Below are 20,128 nucleotides of genomic sequence, written 5' to 3'. Positions count from 1 at the left end.
TAGTACTGTTTGAGAAACTAGTTCGTATACAAATAAATTTCGATCCGCTGTGGCGTAAAGGGCATGCGTTTCGAAGCAAGTGAGACGATCGAACGGAACCATGATCAAGATTCCGGAAAAATCGGGCGGGGTGATTGCGGGGGTCGACGTCGGCGGGACGTTCACCGACCTCGTCGTGCTCGATTCAGAGGCTGGTGCTGTCTGCGTATCGAAAGTCCCGACGACGCCGGACGACCAGTCACGCGCTGTGATGAGCGCAATCGAGCATACGGAACACGGGGTAGCCGATATCGATCTCATTATTCACGGCACCACGACGACAACGAACGCGCTTCTGGAGCGGCGGCTTGCAAAGGCGGGCCTGATAACGACGAGGGGGTTCCGCGACATCATCGAACTCGGACGGCGCACGAGGCCTAACCCTTACGGTCTATTCGGGACCTACGTGCCGGTCGTGCCCCGCGATCTACGGCTGGAGGTTACAGAGCGCATCGAAGCAACGGGAGCCGTTCGCGAACCTTTGGACGAGGACGAGTTCAGGGAAGCCGTCAATGAACTGATAGAAGCCGGCTGCGACGCCCTGGTTATTCATTTTTTACACGCTTACAAGAACCCGGAGCACGAGCGCCGCGCGGCCGAGATCGCCCTGAAGATGTGGCCGAACGGCTTCGTTACGACAGGCCATTCGCTCCTTTCGGAGGCGCGCGAGTTCGAGCGCGGTGTGACGGCGGCCGTGAACGCATCGGTCCAACCGGTGCTGCAACGTTATGTCGACAAGCTGCGCGACAGCCTGCTGACCAAGGGCTACCGCCGCGATTTTCTGATGATGAACGGCAATGGTGGCACGACATCATCGGCTCTCGTTGTTCGTGAGGCGGTCAAGACGGTCATGTCGGGCCCTGCCTCCGGGGTGATTGCGGCAGCGCGGATCGCGGAGCGCGCGGGAATATCGGATCTGATCACCTACGACATGGGCGGCACATCGACCGATGTTGCGCTGGTGCGCGGCGGGCGGCCTACTGTCTCCAACGAGACCGAAGTCGAGTATGCGATCCCGATCCATGTCCCGATGGTGGATGTTCACACGATTGGCGCCGGTGGCGGCTCCCTGGCGCGGGTCAACGCTGCGGGGTTGCTCGATGTCGGTCCACAGAGCGCCGGGTCCATGCCGGGCCCGATCTGTTTTGGACGCGGTGGAAGCGCACCAACGATTACCGATGCGAACCTGCTGCTGGGGCGGCTCGATCCCGAACGGCTGCTGGCCGTCGACAATTCGGTCGACAGGGATCGGATATCCAGCGCATTCCAGGAAAGCCTTGGCGAACAACTGGGTGTATCGGCCACGGAGGCTGCTGGCGCGGTTCTCAAAATCGCCAATCTGAAAATGGCGGGCGCGATCAGAATGGTGTCTATCGCCAAGGGGCACGATCCGCGCGATTTGGCGCTCTTTGCCTTTGGTGGCGCCGGACCGCTGCATGCTGTCGACCTTGCCAGGGAACTCGGAATTCCGCGCGTCATGGTGCCGGCTCGTCCAGGAATCACCAATGCCATTGGTTGCATGGTCGCCGATCTCCAGCACGACTATGTCAACACGCTGAATGCACTTGTTCACGATGTCGATCTGACGCGTCTGAACGAGGTTCTCGCCAGCCAGGTTGCGGCGGGTGTTGCAGCGCTCGACGACGAGACGATCAAGCCGGTCGAAATCCGCATCGAGCACAGCCTCGACATGCAGTTCGCCGGGCAAACGCACCTCATCCGGGTGCCGGTCGATGGAAAGATCGACAACCTTCAATCCATCCAGATCGCATTCGAAGAAGCATATTACCGACGTTTCCGGGTTCGGCTCCCGGAGGTTCGGGCGATGATCGTGAATGTGAATTCGTCCGTCGTCGGTGTCCGCGAGACCGCGCCGCTCGAGGAACTGATTACACAGGCGAAGCGGCACGGGACTGCGGAAGAGGCGCTGATCGGCCGGCGCGATGTCTGGTTTGACGGCGAGTGGTTCGACACGCCGGTCTATGAAAGGGAGCGCTTGCCGTTGCGGGCGCGCATCGAAGGGCAGGCAATTCTGGCGCAGTTCGATGCGACGACCGTTCTCGCGCCCGACAGCGTTGCCGAGGGCGATGATGACGGCAACATCATTATCGAAGTCTTGGGGGGTAGACATGCCTAGGCTGGATCCCATCACACTGACTGTGATCCAGTCGGGTCTGCAGCAGGTCTGCGATGAGATGGATACGACTTTTTCGCGGGCGGCGTTTTCGCCGATCATCGCGGAAGCCGACGATCGCTCCGACGGTATCTACTCGGCGGAAGACGGTTCGCTGATTGCCCAGGGGTTGGGCGGGTTACCGGTGTTCGTGGGCACGATGCAAGCATCCACGCGCACGATCATCGAGTTCATCCGCGACGGGAAATGCGGGCCGCCGGACGAGGGCGACATCTATGTCGTCAACGATCCCTATTTGGGCGGAACACATCTGATGGATGTGCGCTTTGCGATGCCGTATTACCGCAATGGCGAAATCTACTGCTGGTTGTCGAACATCGGCCATTGGCCGGATATAGGCGGCGCGGTTCCTGGCGGGTTTTCGGCGTCTGCGACCTCGGTTGAGCAGGAAGGCCTGCGGCTGCCGCCCGTCAAGCTGTTCAAGCGCGGCAAGATGGATGAAGAGATCTTCAGCATCATCACCTCCAACATCAGGGTCGCGGAGCAGCGTATTGGCGATATCCGCGCGCAAACCGCCGCGTTGGAGGTCGGTCGCGAGCGGCTGACCGAACTCCTGGACCGGCATGGCGACGAAACCGTCAAGGCGGCAATCGACGAGTTGCGGGTGCGCTCGGCAGATCAAATGCGCGCCTGCATCGCGCAGATCGGCACCGATACATATCATGGCGAAGCGTTCATCGATTCCGATGGCGTGATCAACAAGCCGCTTAAGATCGCGCTCTCGGTGATGAAGACAATCGACAATCGCCTGATTTTCGATTTCGCCGGCTCCAGCCCGCCATGCAAGGGGCCGATGAACTGTGTACTGGCGACAACACATTCGTCGGTCTACCTGGCGATGCGCCATATCTTTCCGGACGTGCCGCTCAGCGCCGGCGCGTTCGATCCGATCACCATCATCGATCCGGCGGGAACATTCCTGCATGCGGAGTATCCGCGCCCGGTGTCGGGATGCGCGGCGGAGGTTTCCCAACGCATCGCAGAGGCCGTGTTCTCGGCGTTGGTGAAGGCACTACCCGACAGGGTCACCGCGGCACCGGCTGGCTCCAGCGGCAATTTCGCACTTGGCGGGAGCGATCCGGCGATGGGCCGGGATTATGTGATGTACCACATCTCTGGCGGTGGCTATGGCGGTTATGCCGGCGGTGACGGCTTGACAAATGGCTGCTCGACCATCGGCATCTCAAAGAGCCCGCCGGTGGAGATCACCGAGCAGGTGTTCCCGGTGTTTTTCCGGGAATACTCACTGAGAGAAGCGTCGGGCGGTGCGGGAAGCCAGCGGGGCGGATTCGGCATCAACTACGAAGTCGAACTGTTGCGCGGAAATGCGGTCGCCTCCTTTGTCATGGACCATGGACGCTTTGGCCCGCAAGGCGCACGCGGTGGTGAAGACGGCATGCCGGGCGAGATTCTCGTGGTCCGCGATGGCGTGGAACATCGCCCCGAACATATCACCAAGGAGCAGGATATCCCGCTGGCGCCGGGCGATACGGTGCGGGTCGGCACACCTGGCGGTGGTGGTTTCGGGCCGGCCTATGCGCGCGATCCCCAAGCCGTGCTTCGCGATGTCCGGATGGAGTACTATACCCGTGCCGAGGCGAGCGACTTGTTCGGTGTCGTGATAACTGCGGATTTGCGCGTCGATACGCGCGAGACCCAGATGCTGCGCGACAGTCAGATCGCCAAGCTCAACACCCGTGTCACAATCTCCGAGCCGAAACCGGTTTCCTTCAACTTCGCGCAACCGCGGGGAAGATAGTCGTCTAAAGCGGGAGCCGGTCTTTCCAGCCACCTGTGGTTATGAAGGTCTCGACAACCGAGCCGTTCTTGCGCAGCACGCCGATTCCCTTGCCGGGGAATTCTGCGCTGCCGACAACACAGCCGAGATAGTCCTGATACCGGGACGTTTCTCCGTAGTCTACAAATGTCCAGGTGCACCAGTGCCTGTGGGATTGGTGCCTCAGGACATTGGCGGAGAAGGCGATGACACCGGCTTTGTTCATGGCGCGCATGTCGGCGATCTGGTCGCGGATCATCCGGTCGAGAGCCGCCCGCGACGCGGGGCCGAACTTGCCGTCGACCGTGCCGGAGTAATAGCCCGTGTCGTTCAGCATGCGCTGCAATCGCAGCCGCCCGTTGTTGTACAGGCCATGGCGAAACTCTTCCGGGATGCGCCGGTCGGTCGGCAGTGCCGCGAAGGCCTGCCAGCTCTTGTTGGCGCGCGCGAGGTCTTGCAGTGTCGGTGGGCCTTCCACACCGGTCGAGACGTGTTCACCCATAGCGGCAATGAAGTCTGCATTGTCGGCGATGACGGCGGCTTGCAGCGGCGTACGGCCCGTCGAGTCGACCTGGTTTGCCAGTCGTCTGCCGGCGGCCGCGAACGCTCGATAATCGCGGCGAGCCTCTTGGCCGACGGGAACGAAAAGGGCGATCTTGCCCAGACCGGAAACACCGTCGCGGCCCTCAAGCGTAAGCATCGAACGAAGCTCGGCGGCGCTGATGGCGAGCGACAGCCCGTAGAGCATGTCCGGGATCGCAGGGTCAGGCGCATCGCCCTTCCGCCGCCCGAGAATCACGTCGAGTGCGGTTTCGCCGTTTTGGTCGGTGGCCAGCGGATTGTCGGCTCCGCGAGCAATGGCGGCGAGGGTCGCGCCGTCTGGTGCGGTGCCCGCCGCTTCCAGAAGCAGCGGCACGCCGGCGCTGTTGACCTGGTCGAAATCGACACCGGCGCTGCCCGCTGCCTCAAGCGCCGCCTTGTCGCCGGCGCGGATTGCGGCGCGCAGGTCGATGTCAGCAGGCCCACGCGCGGCTTCCTCCAGCTTTTCCGCCACGGCGATCAGGCCGACGGCTCGGGCGACATCGCCAGGTTTGATGCCGTCGGTATCGGCGATGCCGGGGTCAATTCCGGCGGCGATCAACGCGTCGATGGTCTCGCCGCCGCTGAAGGCGGCCAGAGACAAAAGCGGCACGCCCTCATGCATCTCGGGGAGGTCAGCATCGTTTTCCAACAGGACGCGCAGCACATCCGCGCGGTTCAGCATCACCGCGACAACCACGGGCGGCACATCATCGGCCGAAGACACGCCGGGATGGGCCCCGAGTTCCAGGAGCAACCGGACGGCGGCGACGCTGCCTTCGGCGACGGCCAGAAGCAGCGGCGTGTTGCCGTCAGGGCCTGTCACGTTGAGATCCATGCCGCCGCGCGCCGTACGGGCGAGCAACTGCAGGTCATCGCTGCGCATTGCTTCCAGGAGAATGGCCATCTCGATGTCCGACGCAGGCAGGCGGAACAGCGTCAGCATCTCCGGGTCGCCCCGCAGGCGGGCGAGATCTGCCGTGCGTATGCCGTCGAACGCGGTATCGGGATCGGCGCCGGCCGCAAGCAGCGCCCGGACCATCCGTGTCGCGCCAAGCGAGACCGCGTAATGCAGGGCAGGGGCGGTGTCCGGTACCCGGACATCCGGGTCGACGCCGCCACGCACGGCCCTCTCCAGGAGATCAGGACGGTCGAGGTCGATAAGCAGGTAAAGCAGGCCCAGTGCCTTTTCCGGTCGGATGAGCTTGAGACCGCCGCGCGGCGTTGTCGTCTCTAGCAACTCGGCGAGCGCCTGCGGCGACAGCGAACGCGGGTCCTGGGCGCTCGCGGGCGCGACAGACAGGAGGCAGGAGACGCCGAGGAAGATGGCGGCCATGAGCTTAACGATCTGAGGGGGGCGTGCTGACATTTAGTCAAAAGCCGTTGCAGTTCAGGTCGCGGGCTTGGCGTCTTGAACCATCTCGATAGTAGGGATCCTTGACTAATGATCTCAGACGCTCGCAGGTTTTGGGGTCAGCCTCGCCGGCTCCGGGTTTAAACGGCTTCTCGGTGCGTGGGCAGTTGTTCTCTTCGAACAACGCCTGGTCTCTCTCGAGCCAGCCCTTCGCCAAGCGTCTGTAGGTCGGATTGGTTCCGCTGATCTGCTCTCGACTGAGTGCGATTTCCTTTCGCAGATAGCGGCATGTTGCGGTGTCGAATTGCGGCTTCCGGTTTCCTTCGCCGGTGCCGGGAGAGGGTTTGGCTGGGAGTGCCGCCACCTGACTGGTCGCGGTGGATTCCTGCGTTTCCTCCCGCCGCGCTGCGGCCATCCGACCGGCTTCCTCGAACGCGTCTGCGGCTTCGACAGTGTAGGGCTGGACGACGCTTGACCGGAAATGGCCGTTTGGCCGCCAGGTGCTCGAAGGCTTCGGTTTGGCGGCGTCGAACTGCTCGAAACCCTGCTTCAGGTCGGTCATCGCGCCATCGTAGATATGGATGATCGCGTCGGCGGAGAACTTGGTCAGCGCCCGCGACAGGCTGTTGTGACTGGGCATGAAGTGCAGCGTTTCCTGGGCAAGCGACATGCCGAGGCCCGGCCGGGTGCCGAAGATGTCGGTCATCGTCGAGGTGCGGTGGTAGATGCCGGCGATCCTGCCGATTTTGGACAGGTGGCCGGTCCCGGACGATGAGCGTGTCGGTTTGCCCAGCCTGTCGAGACGTCGTTGCGCCTTGGCCGCCTCGATCGCGGTCTTCTCGCCCGCGCGCAATCCGAGGTCGAGCGACAGCAGGTCCCGCGCCTTTTCCGTGCGCTCCTTGTTTTCCAGCCTGTCCTTGCAGCGCCGGAAAGCCTCCTTGCCGTCTTCGTAAATTTGCCACGCAGCATCGCAATGGGGCTTGGCTTCTGCCAAATAACGGTCATGCCGGCGAGACGTAATACCTTCTTCGTCAAGAATCTGCCGGCCGATCCGATGGCATTGGTCGTACTCCGCGCGCCTGAGCGCACTGTAGCGTTCGCTCATCTCGACGCATTCTGAGAACGATTTCGGCGCGACCGGGGTCATCGGATAACGCGCCTTGGAGAAGGACGGTGCCTGCGTCTGCGCCGGACAGGCGAAACCGAGTGCAAATGCAGCAATCAGGAAAACACGCAAAAACATGATGAGGACTATGCCTCGCCGGCTGGAAATCATGGGCAACATGGAACAATTAGACCGCCGCCTCGTCAGCATCAAGCGGGTATATGCCGTTACGTCATGTCAATGGCTTAACCAAGCTGAATGCGGGATGAACGCGGCGTTCAGTGGCGGTTCGGCCGGCCTGCGGCAGGGTCTACGGCATGTGCCGCTCAAACCTCATACAGATCGCAATTAGCGTGTTCGTCGGCGTGGTGTTTCTGATCGTGCCGCTGGTCATTGCCATCGAGCTTTCGAATGATCCGCAGTTTGCCCGCAAGGGGCAGGGCGGGCTTGCCATCTACCACATGCTGACCAATCCCGATGCCTAAACTCTTGGAACCTAGCCCTTTGCGGCTTCGTCCTGCCGCGCCATGAACATCGGACCGCCGCGCCAGCGGGGAAAGCCGAAGGCATTTACCATGACGACGTCGATGTCGTCGGCGCTGGCGGCGATGCCCTCGTCGAGAACACGGTTCGCCTCGGTGAGCATCGCTCCGAGAATGCGCTGCATGATTAAGTCGTCGTTCATAGTCTGGCGCTGGATACCCTTGCGTGCGGATTCCGCAACGATCAGCGCTTCGATTTCCGGATCGGGGGACGCATTGCCGGCATCGTCATAGAGGTAGTAGCCGCGTCCGGTCTTGCGCCCGAAGCGGCCCCGTTCGCACAGCCGGTCGGCGATCTCGACATAGCGCGCGTTCGGATCGCGCGCCGGTGCCTGGCGCTTGCGCCGCGCCCAGCCGATGTCGAGGCCGGCAAGGTCTTGCATCGAGAAGATGCCCATCGGAAGGCCGAAACCCGTCATGGCCTTGTCGATCTGCCAGGGCAGGGCGCCATCCTCGAGCATGTATTCGGCTTCGGCCCGATAGGCCGACATGATGCGGTTGGCGATGAAGCCGTCGCAGACGCCGGCCAGCACGGCGATCTTGCGCAGCCTTTTGGCGAAGGCGACAGCGGTCGCAAGCGTCTGGTCGCTGGCGGCATCGGGCACGACGATTTCCAGCAGCTTCATGATGTGGGCCGGCGAGAAGAAGTGCAGGCCGATGACGCGCGCCGGATCGCCTGCCACGGCGGCGATCTCGTTAACATCGAGATAGGAGGTGTTGGTGGCGAGGATCGCGCCGGGCTTCGCGATGGCGTCGAGCCGGGCGAAGACCTCCTTCTTGACGGCCATGTCCTCGAACACCGCCTCGATGACGAGATCGGCGGAAGCGAGGCTGTCATGATTGTCGCTCGCGGCAAACCGCGCGAGCATGGCGGCGTGGGCGGTGTCGGAGATCAGGCCGCGCTTCAGGCTGCCGTCGAGAATCGCCTCGACGCGGGACTTGCCGGCCGCCGCGGCTTCGGCGTCACGTTCGGACATGATGACGGAAAAGCCGGACAGCAGGCAGGCGGCTACGATGCCGGCACCCATCGTTCCGCCGCCGATGACGCCAATCGTCTCCAGCGCAAGCGGCTCGACGCCCTTGATGCGGTCGGCGCGGCCTGTCGCACGCTCGGCGAAGAATATATGCCGCAGGGCGGCGGATTGCGGGTCGTCGCGCAGCGCAATGAAGGCCGCGCGTTCTGCGGCGAAGGCTTCTTCAGCCGACATGGAAAGCGCGTTGCGGACTGCGGCGACGGCAGCCTTCGGCGCATTTTGCCGGCCGGCGCGCTTCTCGATCCTCGCGGCTGCGGCCTCGAATTGCGCTTCATCGGTCGGTGCGACAGGTGGGCGTTCGCTTATCGGTGGCCGGGCCAGTTCTCCGGCGACCGTCTCCGCCAGCGCAACTGCGGTTTCGCGCAGTTCACCATCGGCAATAGCGTCGATCAGCCCCATCTCCAGCGCCGCCGTTGCGGCGACTGGCTTGCCGCCGGAGATCAATTCGAGTGCCTTGTCGGCGGGAACCAAACGCGGCAGGCGAACTGTGCCGCCGGCGCCTGGTATCAGCCCGAGATTGACTTCCGGCAGGCCGAGCTTGGCATCGCGAGCTGCAATGCGGTGGCTACAGACAAGGGCTGTTTCGAGACCGCCGCCCAGCGCTGTGCCGTGGATTGCCGCAACCCAAGGTTTCGTTGCCCGTTCGATGCGCGCCAACAGGTCGGGTAGATGCGGTTCGACCGGCGGCTTTCCGAACTCCCGGATATCGGCGCCGGCGATGAAGGTGCGGCCCGCACAGATTAGAACGACCGCGCTGACCGCTGTATCTGCTTCGGTTGTTTCAAGCGCGTCGAGCAGGCCCTTGCGGACGTCCAGCCCCAGTGCATTCACCGGCGGATTGTCGATAGTTACGATGGCGACGGCGCCACTACGGGAAACGTTCACGACCATGATGGGTCTCCTGCCGAAAAGTCGGCTTGCGGGTTTGGTGGCCGGGTCAAGGAGGGTAGAAGCCGCGCCCGCAGTCGGGTTCGACTTTGGTAGTTACTGGAAGGCCTGCAGGCCAGTCTGGCCGCGGCCCAGGATCAGTGCATGGACGTCATGGGTACCTTCATAGGTGTTGACCGCCTCCAGGTTCATGACGTGGCGAATGACGCAGTATTCGTCGGATACGCCGTTGCCGCCATGCATGTCGCGCGCCTCGCGGGCAATCGCCAGCGCCTTGCCGCAGTTGTTGCGTTTCATCAGGCTGATCAGTTCGGCGGAGTTTTCGTGCGCATCCATCATGCGGCCGAGACGCAGCGAACCGAGCAGGCCGAGGGAGATTTCCGTCTGCATGTCGGCGAGCTTCTTCTGGACGAGCTGCATGGCAGCCAGCGGCTTGCCGAACTGCTTGCGCTCCATCGTGTATTCGCGTGCGGCATGCCAACACGCTTCGGCAGCGCCCATGGCGCCCCAACTGATACCGTAGCGGGCGCGGTTCAGGCAGCCAAACGGGCCGGCGAGGCCCTGTGCATGAGGCAGCAGATTGTCGTCGGGCACGAAGACATCATCCATCTGGATCATGCCGGTGATCGACGCACGGAGCGAGAATTTGCCCTCGATCTTCGGCGCTTCGAGACCCTTCATCCCCTTTTCCAGCACGAAGCCGCGGATCTTGTCGTCATGGGCATCGGACTTGGCCCAAACCACGAAGACATCGGCAATCGGCGAGTTGGTGATCCAGTTCTTGGCGCCGGAAACCAGATAGCCACCATCGACCTTCTTGGCGCGCGTGATCATGGAGCCGGGATCAGAGCCATGATCGGGCTCGGTCAGGCCGAAACACCCGACCCATTCGCCGGAAGCGAGCTTCGGAAGGTACTTCATCCGCTGCTCTTCGGAGCCATAGGCGAAGATCGGGTGCATGACGAGCGAGCTTTGAACCGACATGGCGGAGCGATAGCCGCTGTCCACGCGCTCGACTTCGCGCGCAACGAGCCCGTAGGAAACATAGTTTGCGCCGACACCGCCATATTCCTCGGGGATGGTGGAGCCGAGCAAGCCAAGCGCGCCCATTTCGGACATGATCTCGCGATGGAAGATTTCGTGGCGGTTAGCCTCGATCACCCGCGTCGCCAGTTTGTCCTGGCAGTAAGCGTTGGCGGCATCGCGGATCATTCGCTCTTCTTCGGAAAGCATCGATTCGAGGTGAAATGGATCGCTCCACTCAAGAGTGGCGGGTTTCGCGCGTGCGGATTCCGGGGTGTTGGAGTGTGCCTTAACTGCTTGCATGTCGGTTCTCTCTGCGGTCTGGCATGGCTATCTTTAGGTTTATAAATATAATGTAACGATATTTCAAGCTTGAAGTAATACGCTCTTTCCGATATCTTCCACCGGAAAGGCGGCGTGCGATTCCGCGTGTCGCAGCAGAATTGGGAGCAGAATATGCGCGTCGCATGTCTTGGTGGCGGACCAGCCGGACTTTACTTCGCAATCTCGATGAAACTGCGGGATCCGTCGCATGAGGTTGTGGTTTTCGAACGCAACAAGGCGAACGATACGTTTGGCTGGGGTGTGGTCCTGTCCGACGACGCGCTCGACAATCTGCAGGAAAACGATCCGGCCAGCGCGCAGTCAATTCGCGATCACTTCGCCTACTGGGATGACATTGCTGTTGTCCATAACGGCGTCCGCACGGTGTCGGGCGGTCACGGGTTTGCGGGCATCGGCCGCATGCAGATGCTGATCCTCCTGCAGGAAAGGGCGCGCGAACTCGGCGTCGACATGCGCTTTGAAGCGGAGTTCGAAAGCGCAGAGGAATTCCGCAAGGATTACGATCTTGTCGTTGCATGCGACGGCATCAACTCACGTGTTCGAACCGAATACGTCGACCATTTCCGGCCCGATATCGACATACGCGAATGCAAGTTCATCTGGTTGGGTACGCATCAGAAATTCGATGATGCCTTTACCTTCATTTTCGAGAAAACCGAGCACGGCTGGATGTGGGCGCATGTGTACCAGTTCGATGCCGACACCGCGACATTTATCGTTGAATGCCAGCAGGACACTTGGGACCGCTGGGGTTTCGAGGACATGTCCAGGGAAGACACGATTGCAACCTGCGAAAAGATCTTCGCATCGCATCTAGGCGGGCACGAACTGATGTCGAATGCCGCGCATCTGCGCGGCTCGGCGGTCTGGATGAATTTCCCGAGGGTGATTTGCGAGAAGTGGCACCATGAGAACATCGTGCTGATGGGCGACGCAGCGGCAACCGGGCACTTTTCTATTGGCTCGGGTTCTCGACTGGCCTTCGACAGCGCCATTTCACTTGCCAACTACCTGCATTCCGAGCCGAACATGACCGCTGCCTTTGAGCGATATCAGGAAGAGCGCCGGCTGGAAGTGCTGCGCTTGCAATCGGCGGCGCGCAATTCGCTGGAATGGTTCGAGCGTGTCGAACGCTACCTTGATCTCGATCCGGTGCAGTTCAACTACGCGTTGTTGACGCGGTCGCAACGCATCAGCCACGAGAACCTGCGGTTGCGCGATCCTGAATGGGTGGAATCGGCGGAGAAGTGGTTCCAGTCGAAAGCCGGGGTCGAGAGCAACGAACCCGTTCGCGCGCCGATGTTTGCACCCTACAAGCTGCGTGACATGGAACTAAAAAACCGGATCGTGGTCTCCCCGATGGCGCAATACAAGGCCGTCGACGGTTGTCCGACGGACTGGCATCTCATCCACTATGGCGAGCGTGCCAAGGGCGGGGCCGGCCTCGTCTACACCGAGATGACCTGTGTCTCGCCGGAAGGGCGGATCACACCCGGCTGTCCCGGTCTCTATGCGCCCGAGCACGAGGCCGCCTGGAAGAAGCTGACCGATTTCGTTCATGCGGAGACGGACGCCAAGATCTGCTGCCAGATCGGCCATTCAGGCCGCAAGGGCTCGACCCAACTCGGCTGGGAAGTAATGGACGCACCGCTCAAGGACGGCAACTGGGACATCGTTTCGGCATCACCAATCCCGTGGTCCGCAAACAATGCCGCACCGCGCGAGATCACACGCGACGAGATGGATGGGGTGCGCGACGAGTTCGTCGCTGCGGCACGAATGGCAGATCGCGCCGGCTTCGACATGATCGAGCTTCACGCCGCGCACGGCTATCTCATTTCGTCGTTTATCTCGCCGATGTCGAACCAGCGCACCGACGAATTTGGCGGCAGCCTCGAAAACCGGCTGCGTTGGCCGCTGGAAGTGTTCCGGGCGATGCGCGCTGTCTGGCCGGCGAAGAAGCCGATGTCGGTACGCATCTCGGCCAATGACTGGGTCGGTGAAGACGGTGTCACACCGGAAGAAGCCGTCGAGATTGCCAAGGCGTTCCGCGAAGCCGGCGCCGACATTATCGATGTTTCAGCCGGACAGACTTCGGTCGAGGCCAAACCCGTCTATGGTCGCATGTTCCAGACGCCGTTCTCGGACCGTATCCGCAACGAAACGGGCATCAGCACCATGGCGGTTGGCAACATTTACGAGGCCGATCACGCCAACTCGATCCTGATGGCCGGTCGCGCCGATCTGGTCGCTGTTGGCCGGCCGCATCTGGCGGACCCGTACTGGACGCTGCATGAGGGCGCCAAGATTGGCGACCGCTACGAAACCTCCTGGCCGGTGCCCTATCTGGCCGGCCGCGACCAAGCCTGGCGCCTGGCCGACCGGGAAGCGGAGACGATACGGGTATGACGCTGGCAGGCAGGCATATCGTCGTCACCGGCGGCGGCTCGGGTGTTGGCGCCACGACCGCCAAGGTTATTGCCGACGCGGGCGCGGATGTCACGATCTTCGGGCGTACCGAGGCATCGCTGGCCGCGCAGGGCTTGCCATACCAAGTCTGTGACGTGACCGATGCCAACGCCGTTGCGGACGCCTTTGCCGCGGCGCGCACGGCCATCGGTCCGGTGCACGGCGTCATCGCCAATGCCGGCGCGGCAGAAAGCGTACCCTTCGCCAGGATGTCCTCCAATACGATGGAAGCGATGCTCGCCGTCAACGTGATCGGTGTCGCCAATGTCTGGCGTGAGGCGCTGGCCGACATGAAGCAGGCCGGCTGGGGCCGCATGGTCGCCATCGCCTCGACGGCCGGGCTGAAGGGCTATGCTTACGTGTCCGCCTATTGTGCAGCAAAGCATGCCGTGATCGGTCTGACGCGATCGCTTGCTCTCGAACTCGCCAGTTCGGGTGTGACCGTGAACGCGATCTGCCCCGGGTTTATTGAGACACCGATGCTCGATCGTTCGGTCGCCAACATCATGGAGAAGACCGGAATGAGCGCCGAAGAGGCCCGCTCTTCACTTGTCGCCGGAAATCCGCAGAAGCGATTTGTTCAGACCGACGAGGTAGCGGAAACTGCGCTATGGTTGTGTTCCGACGGCGCGCGTTCAGTCAACGGACACGCGCTAACGATCTCGGGAGGCGAAGTGTGATGAACCGGCCGGAAACAACACCCCAGGACGAGCCGCTTTCCAAAAAACGATTGCGGTTGTGGCTGAAACTATTGAAGGCGAGCAACCTTATCGAGGACGAAGTCCGCCGGCGGCTGCGCCATCGCTGCACGTCCACCTTGCCCCGATTCGACGTGATGTCGGTGCTCGACCGGGCGCCGCAAGGCATGAAGATGAACGAGATCTCCAAGCTCTTGCGGGTCTCCAGCGGCAACATCACCGGGATCGTCGACAAGCTGACCGAGGAAGGGCTGGCGTTGCGGGTCGCGGTCCCCGGGGACCGCCGGGCCAATCTCGTCCGGCTTACGGCAAAGGGGCAGGCGGCGTTCGCCGAGCAGGCCGCGTCGCACGAGACCTGGATCGACGAGATCCTCGGTGGCCTGAGCGCCGACGACATCGACGGCATGATCCGCCGTCTCGATCATCTGACGAATTCGCTGGAGGAGCAGTAAGCGTGCGGACCGACGTGAGCCATTTCAACTGCAAGATAGACAGCGGTATCGCCGAGATCGCTCTGGATCGTCCGGAACGCAAGAACCCGTTGACCTTCGACAGCTACGCCGAGCTTCGCGACTGGTTCCGCGATCTGCACTACGACGATGACGTCAAGGCGGTCGTGTTCGCGCCCAATGGCGGAAACTTCAGTTCCGGCGGCGACGTGCACGATATCATCGGCCCGCTGACCGAGATGAACATGAAGGAACTTCTGCGCTTCACCCGCATGACCGGCGATCTGGTCAAGGCGATGCTGAACTGCGGCAAACCGATCATTGCCGCCGTCGATGGCGTGTGTGCGGGCGCGGGCGCGATCATCGCCATGGCGTCCGATCTGCGTGTCGCGACGCCGGAAGCGAAAACCGCGTTTCTGTTCAATCGTGTCGGCTTGGCGGGTTGCGACATGGGTGCATGCGCGATCCTGCCGCGGATCATCGGCCAGGGACGTGCTGCCGAGCTGCTCTATCTGGGTCGCTCGATGACAGCCGATGAAGGGGTTTCCTGGGGGTTCTTCAATCGGGTGGTCGAAGCCGGGGAACTCATGGCAACGGCGCACGAAATCGCCGGGCGCATCGCGGCAGGGCCCGGATTCGCCAACATGATGACCAAGACGATGCTGGCGCAGGAATGGTCTATGACGCTTGAACAGGCCATCGAGGCGGAGGCGCAGGCGCAGGCGATCTGCATGCAGGGTCAGGATTTCCATCGCGCCTATCACGCATTCGTTGCCAAGCAGCGGCCGGTTTTCGAGGGCGACTGATGGCGGACAAGAGCTTTCTGGATTGGCCGTTCCTTGATGACAAGCACCGTGCCATGGCTGCCGAGGTCGAGGCATGGGCGGAAGCGAATTTGTCGTCGATCGACCATCACGACACCGATGCGGCATGCCGCAAGCTGGTCGCCGATTTGGGCGAGGCGGGCTTGCTGCGGCATTCGGCTGTCGATCCGGAAGGCAGCGCGCCGCTCGATGTACGCTCGCTCTGCCTGATCCGCGAGACACTGGCGCGCCATGACGGGCTGGCGGACTTCTCTTTTGCCATGCAGGGGCTGGGCACCGGTGCCATTTCCTTGTTCGGTACGCCGGAACAACAGGCCGAGTGGCTTTCGCAAACGCGGGCCGGCGAGGCGATTTCGGCTTTCGCCCTGACCGAGCCTGCTTCTGGTTCCGATGTCGCGAGCTCGACAATGACGGCCACCCGCGACGGCGACGGCTATGTTCTGAACGGCGAGAAGACCTGGATCTCCAATGGCGGTATCGCCGACGTCTACACGTTGTTCGCGCGCACCGGGGAGGCGCCCGGCGCCAAGGGCTTGTCCGCGTTTATCGTCCCGGCCGGCCTCCCGGGCTTCGAAGTTGCCGAACGGCTTGAGGTGATTGCGCCGCATCCGCTCGCGACGCTGCGCTTCACCGATTGCCGCATCCCGGCATCCGCAATGCTCGGCGAACCGGGGCAGGGGTTCCGCATTGCCATGTCGGTGCTTGACGTATTTCGCTCGACGGTTGCCGCTGCCGCGCTCGGTTTTGCGCGCCGCGCACTCGACGAAGCCATCGAACGGGTCACGACGAGACAGGTTCAGGGGTCGCCGCTTTTCGATCTGCAAATGGTCCAGGGGCACATTGCCGACATGGCGCTCGATATCGATGCGGCCGCGTTGCTTGTCTATCGAGCCGCCTGGACGAAAGACAGTGGAGCGCCGCGCGTGACGCGCGAGGCGGCGATGGCCAAGCTCTACGCCACCGATCGGGCGCAGCAGGTGATCGACAAGGCCGTGCAGTTGCACGGTGGCGACGGGGTTCGCTCCGGTCAAACTGTCGAGAAACTCTATCGTGAAATCAGGGCGTTGCGTATCTACGAAGGCGCATCCGATGTGCAGCGCGTGGTGATCGCGCGCCAGGCGCTGTCGGCGCATCAGGGGAGATAGTAATGCTTGGGAGATCCGCGCACACCGATGCGTTCGCGCGCGACAACCTGCCGGCGCAGGAAGCTTGGCCCGATCTGCTTCTGGACGGGTTTGAGTATCCGGACCGGTTGAATGCGGCGGTCGAACTCACTGATGCAATGGTGGCCAAGGGCCTTGGTGACCACACCGCATTGATCGGCAACGGGAGACGCCGGACCTACAAGGAACTGGCCGATTGGACAAACAAGCTCGCGAATGCACTCGTTGACGATCTCGGCGTCAAACCCGGTAACCGCGTGCTGATCCGTTCGGCGAACAATCCTGCGATGGTCGCCTGCTGGCTCGCGGCAACCAAGGCTGGCGCTGTTGTGGTCAACACCATGCCGATGCTCCGTGCCGGCGAATTGGCGAAATATGTCGATAAGGCGGAAATCAGCCACGCGCTTTGCGATACGCGCCTGATGGACGAAATGATCGCCTGCGCCAAGCAGAGCAACTTCCTCAAAACGGTTGTCGGGTTTGATGGCACTTCCAACCACGACGCGGAACTTGACCGGTTGGCGCTTGAGAAATCGGTGATCTTCGAAGCAGTCGAGACGTCGAGCGACGATGTGGCGCTGATCGGATTTACATCCGGGTCGACTGGCGCACCCAAGGGAACGATGCACTTCCATCGCGATCTGATGATCATCGCCGATGGCTATGCAAAAGAAGTGCTCGACGTTCAACCCGATGATGTCTTCGTCGGCTCTCCGCCGCTGGCCTTCACATTCGGCCTTGGCGGGCTTGCCATCTTCCCGCTGCGGTTTGGTGCCGCAGCGACGCTTCTGGAGAATGCGTCCCCGCCACACATGATCGAGATCATCGAGAAGTACCGAGCGACCGTTTGCTTCACGGCGCCGACGGCCTATCGCGCCATGATGCGCGCGATGGACGAAGGGGCAGACTTGAGTTCGCTAAGGGCCGCGGTCTCGGCAGGCGAAACTTTGCCAGGACCCGTCTATGACGAGTGGATGGCCAAGACGGGCAAGCCGATGCTCGACGGCATCGGTGCTACCGAGATGTTGCACATCTTTGTCACCAATCGGTTCAGCGATCACCGGCCGGCCTGCACGGGCAAGCCGGTGAGCGGTTACGAAGCCAAGGTTATCGGTCCGAACAACGAAGACCTCGCACCGGGCGAAGTGGGTCGCCTGGCAGTGCGAGGCCCGACTGGCTGCCGCTATCTGGGGGGCGAAAGGCAGACCGAGTACGTGCAGGCCGGCTGGAACATCACCGGCGATGCGTTCCGCGTCGATGAGGATGGATACTTTCACTTTGCCGCCCGCAACGACGATATCATCGTGTCGGCCGGCTACAACATCGCCGGGCCGGAGGTCGAGGCTGCCTTGCTCTCCCACGACGCGGTTTCCGAATGCGCGGTGATCGGCGTGCCCGACGAGGAACGCGGCGCAATCGTGCAGGCGCATGTGGTTCTGAGTGTTTCCGAAACTCCAAGCGACGCATTGGCGAAGCTGTTGCAGGATCACGTCAAAGCGACGATCGCGCCATACAAGTACCCGCGATCCATCGTTTTCAAGCGGGAGCTTCCGAAGACCGAGAGCGGAAAAATCCAGCGCTTCAAGCTGAAGGAAGAAAACCGATGAGTAGCGGCGCCTACAATCCGGAGAACGACGGCGCGAAGATGATTTTCTCGGATGCGATGTCCTACGGCGACTATCTGTGCCTCGACAACGTCCTCGCGCAGCAGCATCCGCAGAGCACGGCCCACGACGAGATGCTGTTCATCGTTCAGCATCAAACCAGCGAATTGTGGATGAAGTTGGCGATTCACGAATTGGCGTCCGCACGCGATGCGCTAACGGTCGGCAACACGGCGAAAATGTTCAAGATGTTGGCGCGTGTAAGCCGGATATTCGAGCAGCTCAACAGCGCCTGGGACGTGCTCCGGACGATGACGCCGGCCGACTACACGCGGTTTCGCGAGGCGCTTGGACCATCGTCTGGCTTTCAGTCCTACCAGTACCGTATGATTGAGTATGTCCTCGGCAACCGGAACCCGAACATGCTCAAGCCGCATGAGCACATGCCGGACGTTTACGAGAAGCTGAGCAAGGAGCTGACGCGGCCCAGCTTCTACGATGAGGTCGTCCGCCTGTTGTTCACGACAGTTGACGGCGACGCCGAAGCGGTGCCAGCGCCACAACTGAATTCACCGCATACGGCAATCCCCGAGATCCAGGCGCGTTGGAAGACCGTCTATGAGGATACTGAGCGCTACTGGACGCTTTACGAGCTGGGCGAGAAGCTGGTCGATCTTGAGGACTATTTCCGGCGCTGGCGCTTCAACCACGTTACAACCGTGGAACGGGTAATCGGGTTCAAGCGGGGTACCGGCGGCACATCGGGTGTGCAGTATCTGCGCCGAATGCTCGATGTCGAGCTCTTTCCTGAATTGTGGCACCTGCGCGGAGAGCTTTGACCATGGCGGCAAGCCTGCCGAGAAAGGGGCTGTTCGATATCCCTGACGGCGTCATTTATCTCGATGGCAATTCACTGGGCCCTTTGCCGAAGGGTGCGGCCGAGCGTGCGCTAAACGTGATCGGAGAAGAGTGGGGCGGCGAACTGATCCGCGCCTGGAATACGGCCGACTGGATGACGTTGCCGAAACGTGTCGGCGATCGGATCGCTGGCTTGATCGGCGCACCCGAGGATTCGGTCGCCACTGGCGACACACTGTCGATCAAAGTGTATCAGGCGTTGGCGGCGGCACTCGAAATGCGACCGGACCGCAAGGTGATCTTGTCGGACAGCGGCAATTTTCCGACCGATCTCTACATGGCGCAAGGCCTGATCCGGACCATCGGCAAGGACCATGAACTGCGCACACCAGCGCCTGAAGATGTCGCAAGTGCCATCTGCGAAGATGTCGCGGTCGTCATGCTGACCCATGTCGACTACCGCTCAGGGCGCATGCACGACATGGGACACATTACCCGGCTCGCCCATGAGGCGGGCGCGGTAATGATCTGGGACCTTGCGCACAGCGCCGGTGCGGTGCCGGTGGAGATCGCCGCCTGCAGGGCCGAGTTCGCAGTCGGCTGTACGTACAAATACCTGAACGGCGGCCCGGGCGCGCCGGCATTCATCTATGCACGACCCGATATTGTCGAGCGCATTGAACCGGCGTTGGCGGGTTGGTTGGGTCATGCGGCTCCCTTCGCCATGGAGCCTGACTACCGCCCGGCCATGTCGACCGAGCGGTTGCGGGTCGGCACGCCGCCGATCATCCAGTTGTCAGTCCTCGACGCGGCACTGGACGCTTGGGACGGCGTCGCCATGGTGGATGTTCGCGCGGCCTCGATCGGACTCTGCGACACTTTCATCTCCGAAGTCGAGTTACGATGTCCTCAACTGACATTGGCTTCGCCGCGCGATTCAGGTCTGCGTGGCAGTCAGGTATCGTTTGCGTTCGAGCACGGCTATGCCGCGATGCAAGCGCTTATCGATCGCGGTGTGATTGGCGATTTCCGCGCGCCCGACATTATGCGCTTTGGATTCACGCCGCTTTACATCGGCGATGACGATGTGCGGACGGCCGCCGCGATTATCGCCGAGGTTATCGGTGGCGAGTTGTGGCGAGATGAGAAGTATCAAGTCGTGTCGGCGGTTACGTGAGCGATT

At 61.9% G+C, this 20,128-nt stretch carries 15 protein-coding genes; 11 read left to right on the top strand and 4 right to left on the bottom strand.

The features are described from left to right. Window positions 1-100: 100 nt before the first annotated feature. Both ACO06R_RS12930 and ACO06R_RS12925 read left to right on the top strand, forming a co-directional pair. Window positions 101-2,176 carry a hydantoinase/oxoprolinase family protein gene (locus tag ACO06R_RS12930; protein ID WP_421850468.1) on the top strand — a complete coding sequence of 692 codons (2,076 nt, stop codon included), beginning with the start codon at window positions 101-103 and terminating at the stop codon, window positions 2,174-2,176. Continuing rightward, window positions 2,169-3,992, top strand: a complete 1,824-nt coding sequence (locus ACO06R_RS12925) for a hydantoinase B/oxoprolinase family protein (protein WP_421850465.1) — start codon at window positions 2,169-2,171, stop codon at window positions 3,990-3,992. Before ACO06R_RS12930 ends, ACO06R_RS12925 begins: the two co-directional genes overlap by 8 nt. 4 nt (window positions 3,993-3,996) lie before the next feature. On the opposite strand, the gene ACO06R_RS12920 is transcribed toward ACO06R_RS12925, so the two are convergent. Then, a complete protein-coding gene (locus ACO06R_RS12920) occupies window positions 3,997-5,925 on the bottom strand; it encodes an ankyrin repeat domain-containing protein (protein WP_421850462.1) in 1,929 nt (642 codons plus the stop codon). A gap of 37 nt (window positions 5,926-5,962) precedes the next feature. Then, the gene (locus tag ACO06R_RS12915) at window positions 5,963-7,186 is read right to left on the bottom strand and encodes a hypothetical protein (RefSeq protein WP_421850459.1); all 1,224 of its coding nucleotides are present in this window, start codon (window positions 7,184-7,186) and stop codon (window positions 5,963-5,965) included. Window positions 7,187-7,365: 179 nt separating this feature from the next. Between ACO06R_RS12915 and ACO06R_RS12910 the strand changes: the two genes are divergently transcribed. Further along, a complete protein-coding gene (locus tag ACO06R_RS12910) occupies window positions 7,366-7,533 on the top strand; it encodes a hypothetical protein (protein ID WP_421850457.1) in 168 nt (55 codons plus the stop codon). Window positions 7,534-7,544: 11 nt separating this feature from the next. Here the strand turns inward: ACO06R_RS12910 and ACO06R_RS12905 are convergent, their stop codons facing one another. Then, window positions 7,545-9,515, bottom strand: a complete 1,971-nt coding sequence (locus ACO06R_RS12905; RefSeq protein ID WP_421850454.1) for a 3-hydroxyacyl-CoA dehydrogenase NAD-binding domain-containing protein — start codon at window positions 9,513-9,515, stop codon at window positions 7,545-7,547. Between the two features lie 93 nt (window positions 9,516-9,608). Then, window positions 9,609-10,745 (bottom strand): acyl-CoA dehydrogenase, encoded by a 1,137-nt coding sequence (locus tag ACO06R_RS12900; RefSeq protein ID WP_421859385.1) that lies wholly within the window; start codon window positions 10,743-10,745, stop codon window positions 9,609-9,611. A 246-nt stretch (window positions 10,746-10,991) separates the two neighbouring features. On the opposite strand from ACO06R_RS12900, the gene ACO06R_RS12895 reads away from it, so the two are divergent. The 8 genes from ACO06R_RS12895 to kynU are packed head-to-tail and all read left to right on the top strand — an operon-like array spanning window position 10,992 to window position 20,122. Continuing rightward, window positions 10,992-13,289, top strand: coding sequence for a bifunctional salicylyl-CoA 5-hydroxylase/oxidoreductase (locus ACO06R_RS12895; RefSeq protein WP_421850451.1), 2,298 nt, complete (start codon window positions 10,992-10,994; stop codon window positions 13,287-13,289). Beyond that, a complete protein-coding gene (locus ACO06R_RS12890; protein ID WP_421850448.1) occupies window positions 13,286-14,029 on the top strand; it encodes an SDR family NAD(P)-dependent oxidoreductase in 744 nt (247 codons plus the stop codon). Before ACO06R_RS12895 ends, ACO06R_RS12890 begins: the two co-directional genes overlap by 4 nt. After that, window positions 14,026-14,499, top strand: a complete 474-nt coding sequence (locus ACO06R_RS12885; protein ID WP_421850445.1) for a MarR family winged helix-turn-helix transcriptional regulator — start codon at window positions 14,026-14,028, stop codon at window positions 14,497-14,499. The genes ACO06R_RS12890 and ACO06R_RS12885 overlap by 4 nt, the downstream gene beginning before the upstream one ends. Window positions 14,500-14,501: 2 nt before the next feature. Beyond that, the gene (locus ACO06R_RS12880) at window positions 14,502-15,302 is read left to right on the top strand and encodes an enoyl-CoA hydratase family protein (protein WP_421850442.1); all 801 of its coding nucleotides are present in this window, start codon (window positions 14,502-14,504) and stop codon (window positions 15,300-15,302) included. Further along, a complete protein-coding gene (locus ACO06R_RS12875) occupies window positions 15,302-16,465 on the top strand; it encodes an acyl-CoA dehydrogenase family protein (protein ID WP_421850438.1) in 1,164 nt (387 codons plus the stop codon). The genes ACO06R_RS12880 and ACO06R_RS12875 overlap by 1 nt, the downstream gene beginning before the upstream one ends. A 2-nt stretch (window positions 16,466-16,467) precedes the next feature. Further along, window positions 16,468-18,090, top strand: coding sequence for an AMP-binding protein (locus ACO06R_RS12870; RefSeq protein WP_421850435.1), 1,623 nt, complete (start codon window positions 16,468-16,470; stop codon window positions 18,088-18,090). Beyond that, the gene (locus tag ACO06R_RS12865; RefSeq protein ID WP_421850432.1) at window positions 18,087-18,926 is read left to right on the top strand and encodes a tryptophan 2,3-dioxygenase; all 840 of its coding nucleotides are present in this window, start codon (window positions 18,087-18,089) and stop codon (window positions 18,924-18,926) included. The genes ACO06R_RS12870 and ACO06R_RS12865 overlap by 4 nt, the downstream gene beginning before the upstream one ends. 2 nt (window positions 18,927-18,928) lie before the next feature. Beyond that, complete coding sequence (gene kynU / locus ACO06R_RS12860; protein ID WP_421850430.1) at window positions 18,929-20,122, top strand: kynureninase; 1,194 nt, start codon at window positions 18,929-18,931, stop codon at window positions 20,120-20,122. The last annotated feature ends 6 nt before the right edge of the window (window positions 20,123-20,128 follow it).

The organism is Oricola sp. (assembly GCF_965230365.1).
Lineage (GTDB): Bacteria > Pseudomonadota > Alphaproteobacteria > Rhizobiales > Rhizobiaceae > Oricola.
Note: the sequence above shows the minus strand (reverse complement) of the source record. Positions and strands in the feature narration are given on the sequence as shown.

Excerpts from the sequence above, each read along its gene's own strand:
- ACO06R_RS12915 (WP_421850459.1), bottom strand. The coding sequence starts at position 7,186 with ATGTTTTTGCGTGTTTTCCTGATTGCTGCATTTGCACTCGGTTTCGCC.
- ACO06R_RS12875 (WP_421850438.1), top strand. The coding sequence starts at position 15,302 with ATGGCGGACAAGAGCTTTCTGGATTGGCCGTTCCTTGATGACAAGCAC.
- ACO06R_RS12900 (WP_421859385.1), bottom strand. The coding sequence starts at position 10,745 with ATGCTTTCCGAAGAAGAGCGAATGATCCGCGATGCCGCCAACGCTTAC.
- ACO06R_RS12890 (WP_421850448.1), top strand. The coding sequence starts at position 13,286 with ATGACGCTGGCAGGCAGGCATATCGTCGTCACCGGCGGCGGCTCGGGT.
- kynU (WP_421850430.1), top strand. The coding sequence starts at position 18,929 with ATGGCGGCAAGCCTGCCGAGAAAGGGGCTGTTCGATATCCCTGACGGC.
- ACO06R_RS12910 (WP_421850457.1), top strand. The coding sequence starts at position 7,366 with ATGTGCCGCTCAAACCTCATACAGATCGCAATTAGCGTGTTCGTCGGC.
- ACO06R_RS12920 (WP_421850462.1), bottom strand. The coding sequence starts at position 5,925 with ATGGCCGCCATCTTCCTCGGCGTCTCCTGCCTCCTGTCTGTCGCGCCC.
- ACO06R_RS12925 (WP_421850465.1), top strand. The coding sequence starts at position 2,169 with ATGCCTAGGCTGGATCCCATCACACTGACTGTGATCCAGTCGGGTCTG.
- ACO06R_RS12870 (WP_421850435.1), top strand. The coding sequence starts at position 16,468 with ATGCTTGGGAGATCCGCGCACACCGATGCGTTCGCGCGCGACAACCTG.
- ACO06R_RS12865 (WP_421850432.1), top strand. The coding sequence starts at position 18,087 with ATGAGTAGCGGCGCCTACAATCCGGAGAACGACGGCGCGAAGATGATT.
- ACO06R_RS12930 (WP_421850468.1), top strand. The coding sequence starts at position 101 with ATGATCAAGATTCCGGAAAAATCGGGCGGGGTGATTGCGGGGGTCGAC.
- ACO06R_RS12905 (WP_421850454.1), bottom strand. The coding sequence starts at position 9,515 with ATGGTCGTGAACGTTTCCCGTAGTGGCGCCGTCGCCATCGTAACTATC.
- ACO06R_RS12895 (WP_421850451.1), top strand. The coding sequence starts at position 10,992 with ATGCGCGTCGCATGTCTTGGTGGCGGACCAGCCGGACTTTACTTCGCA.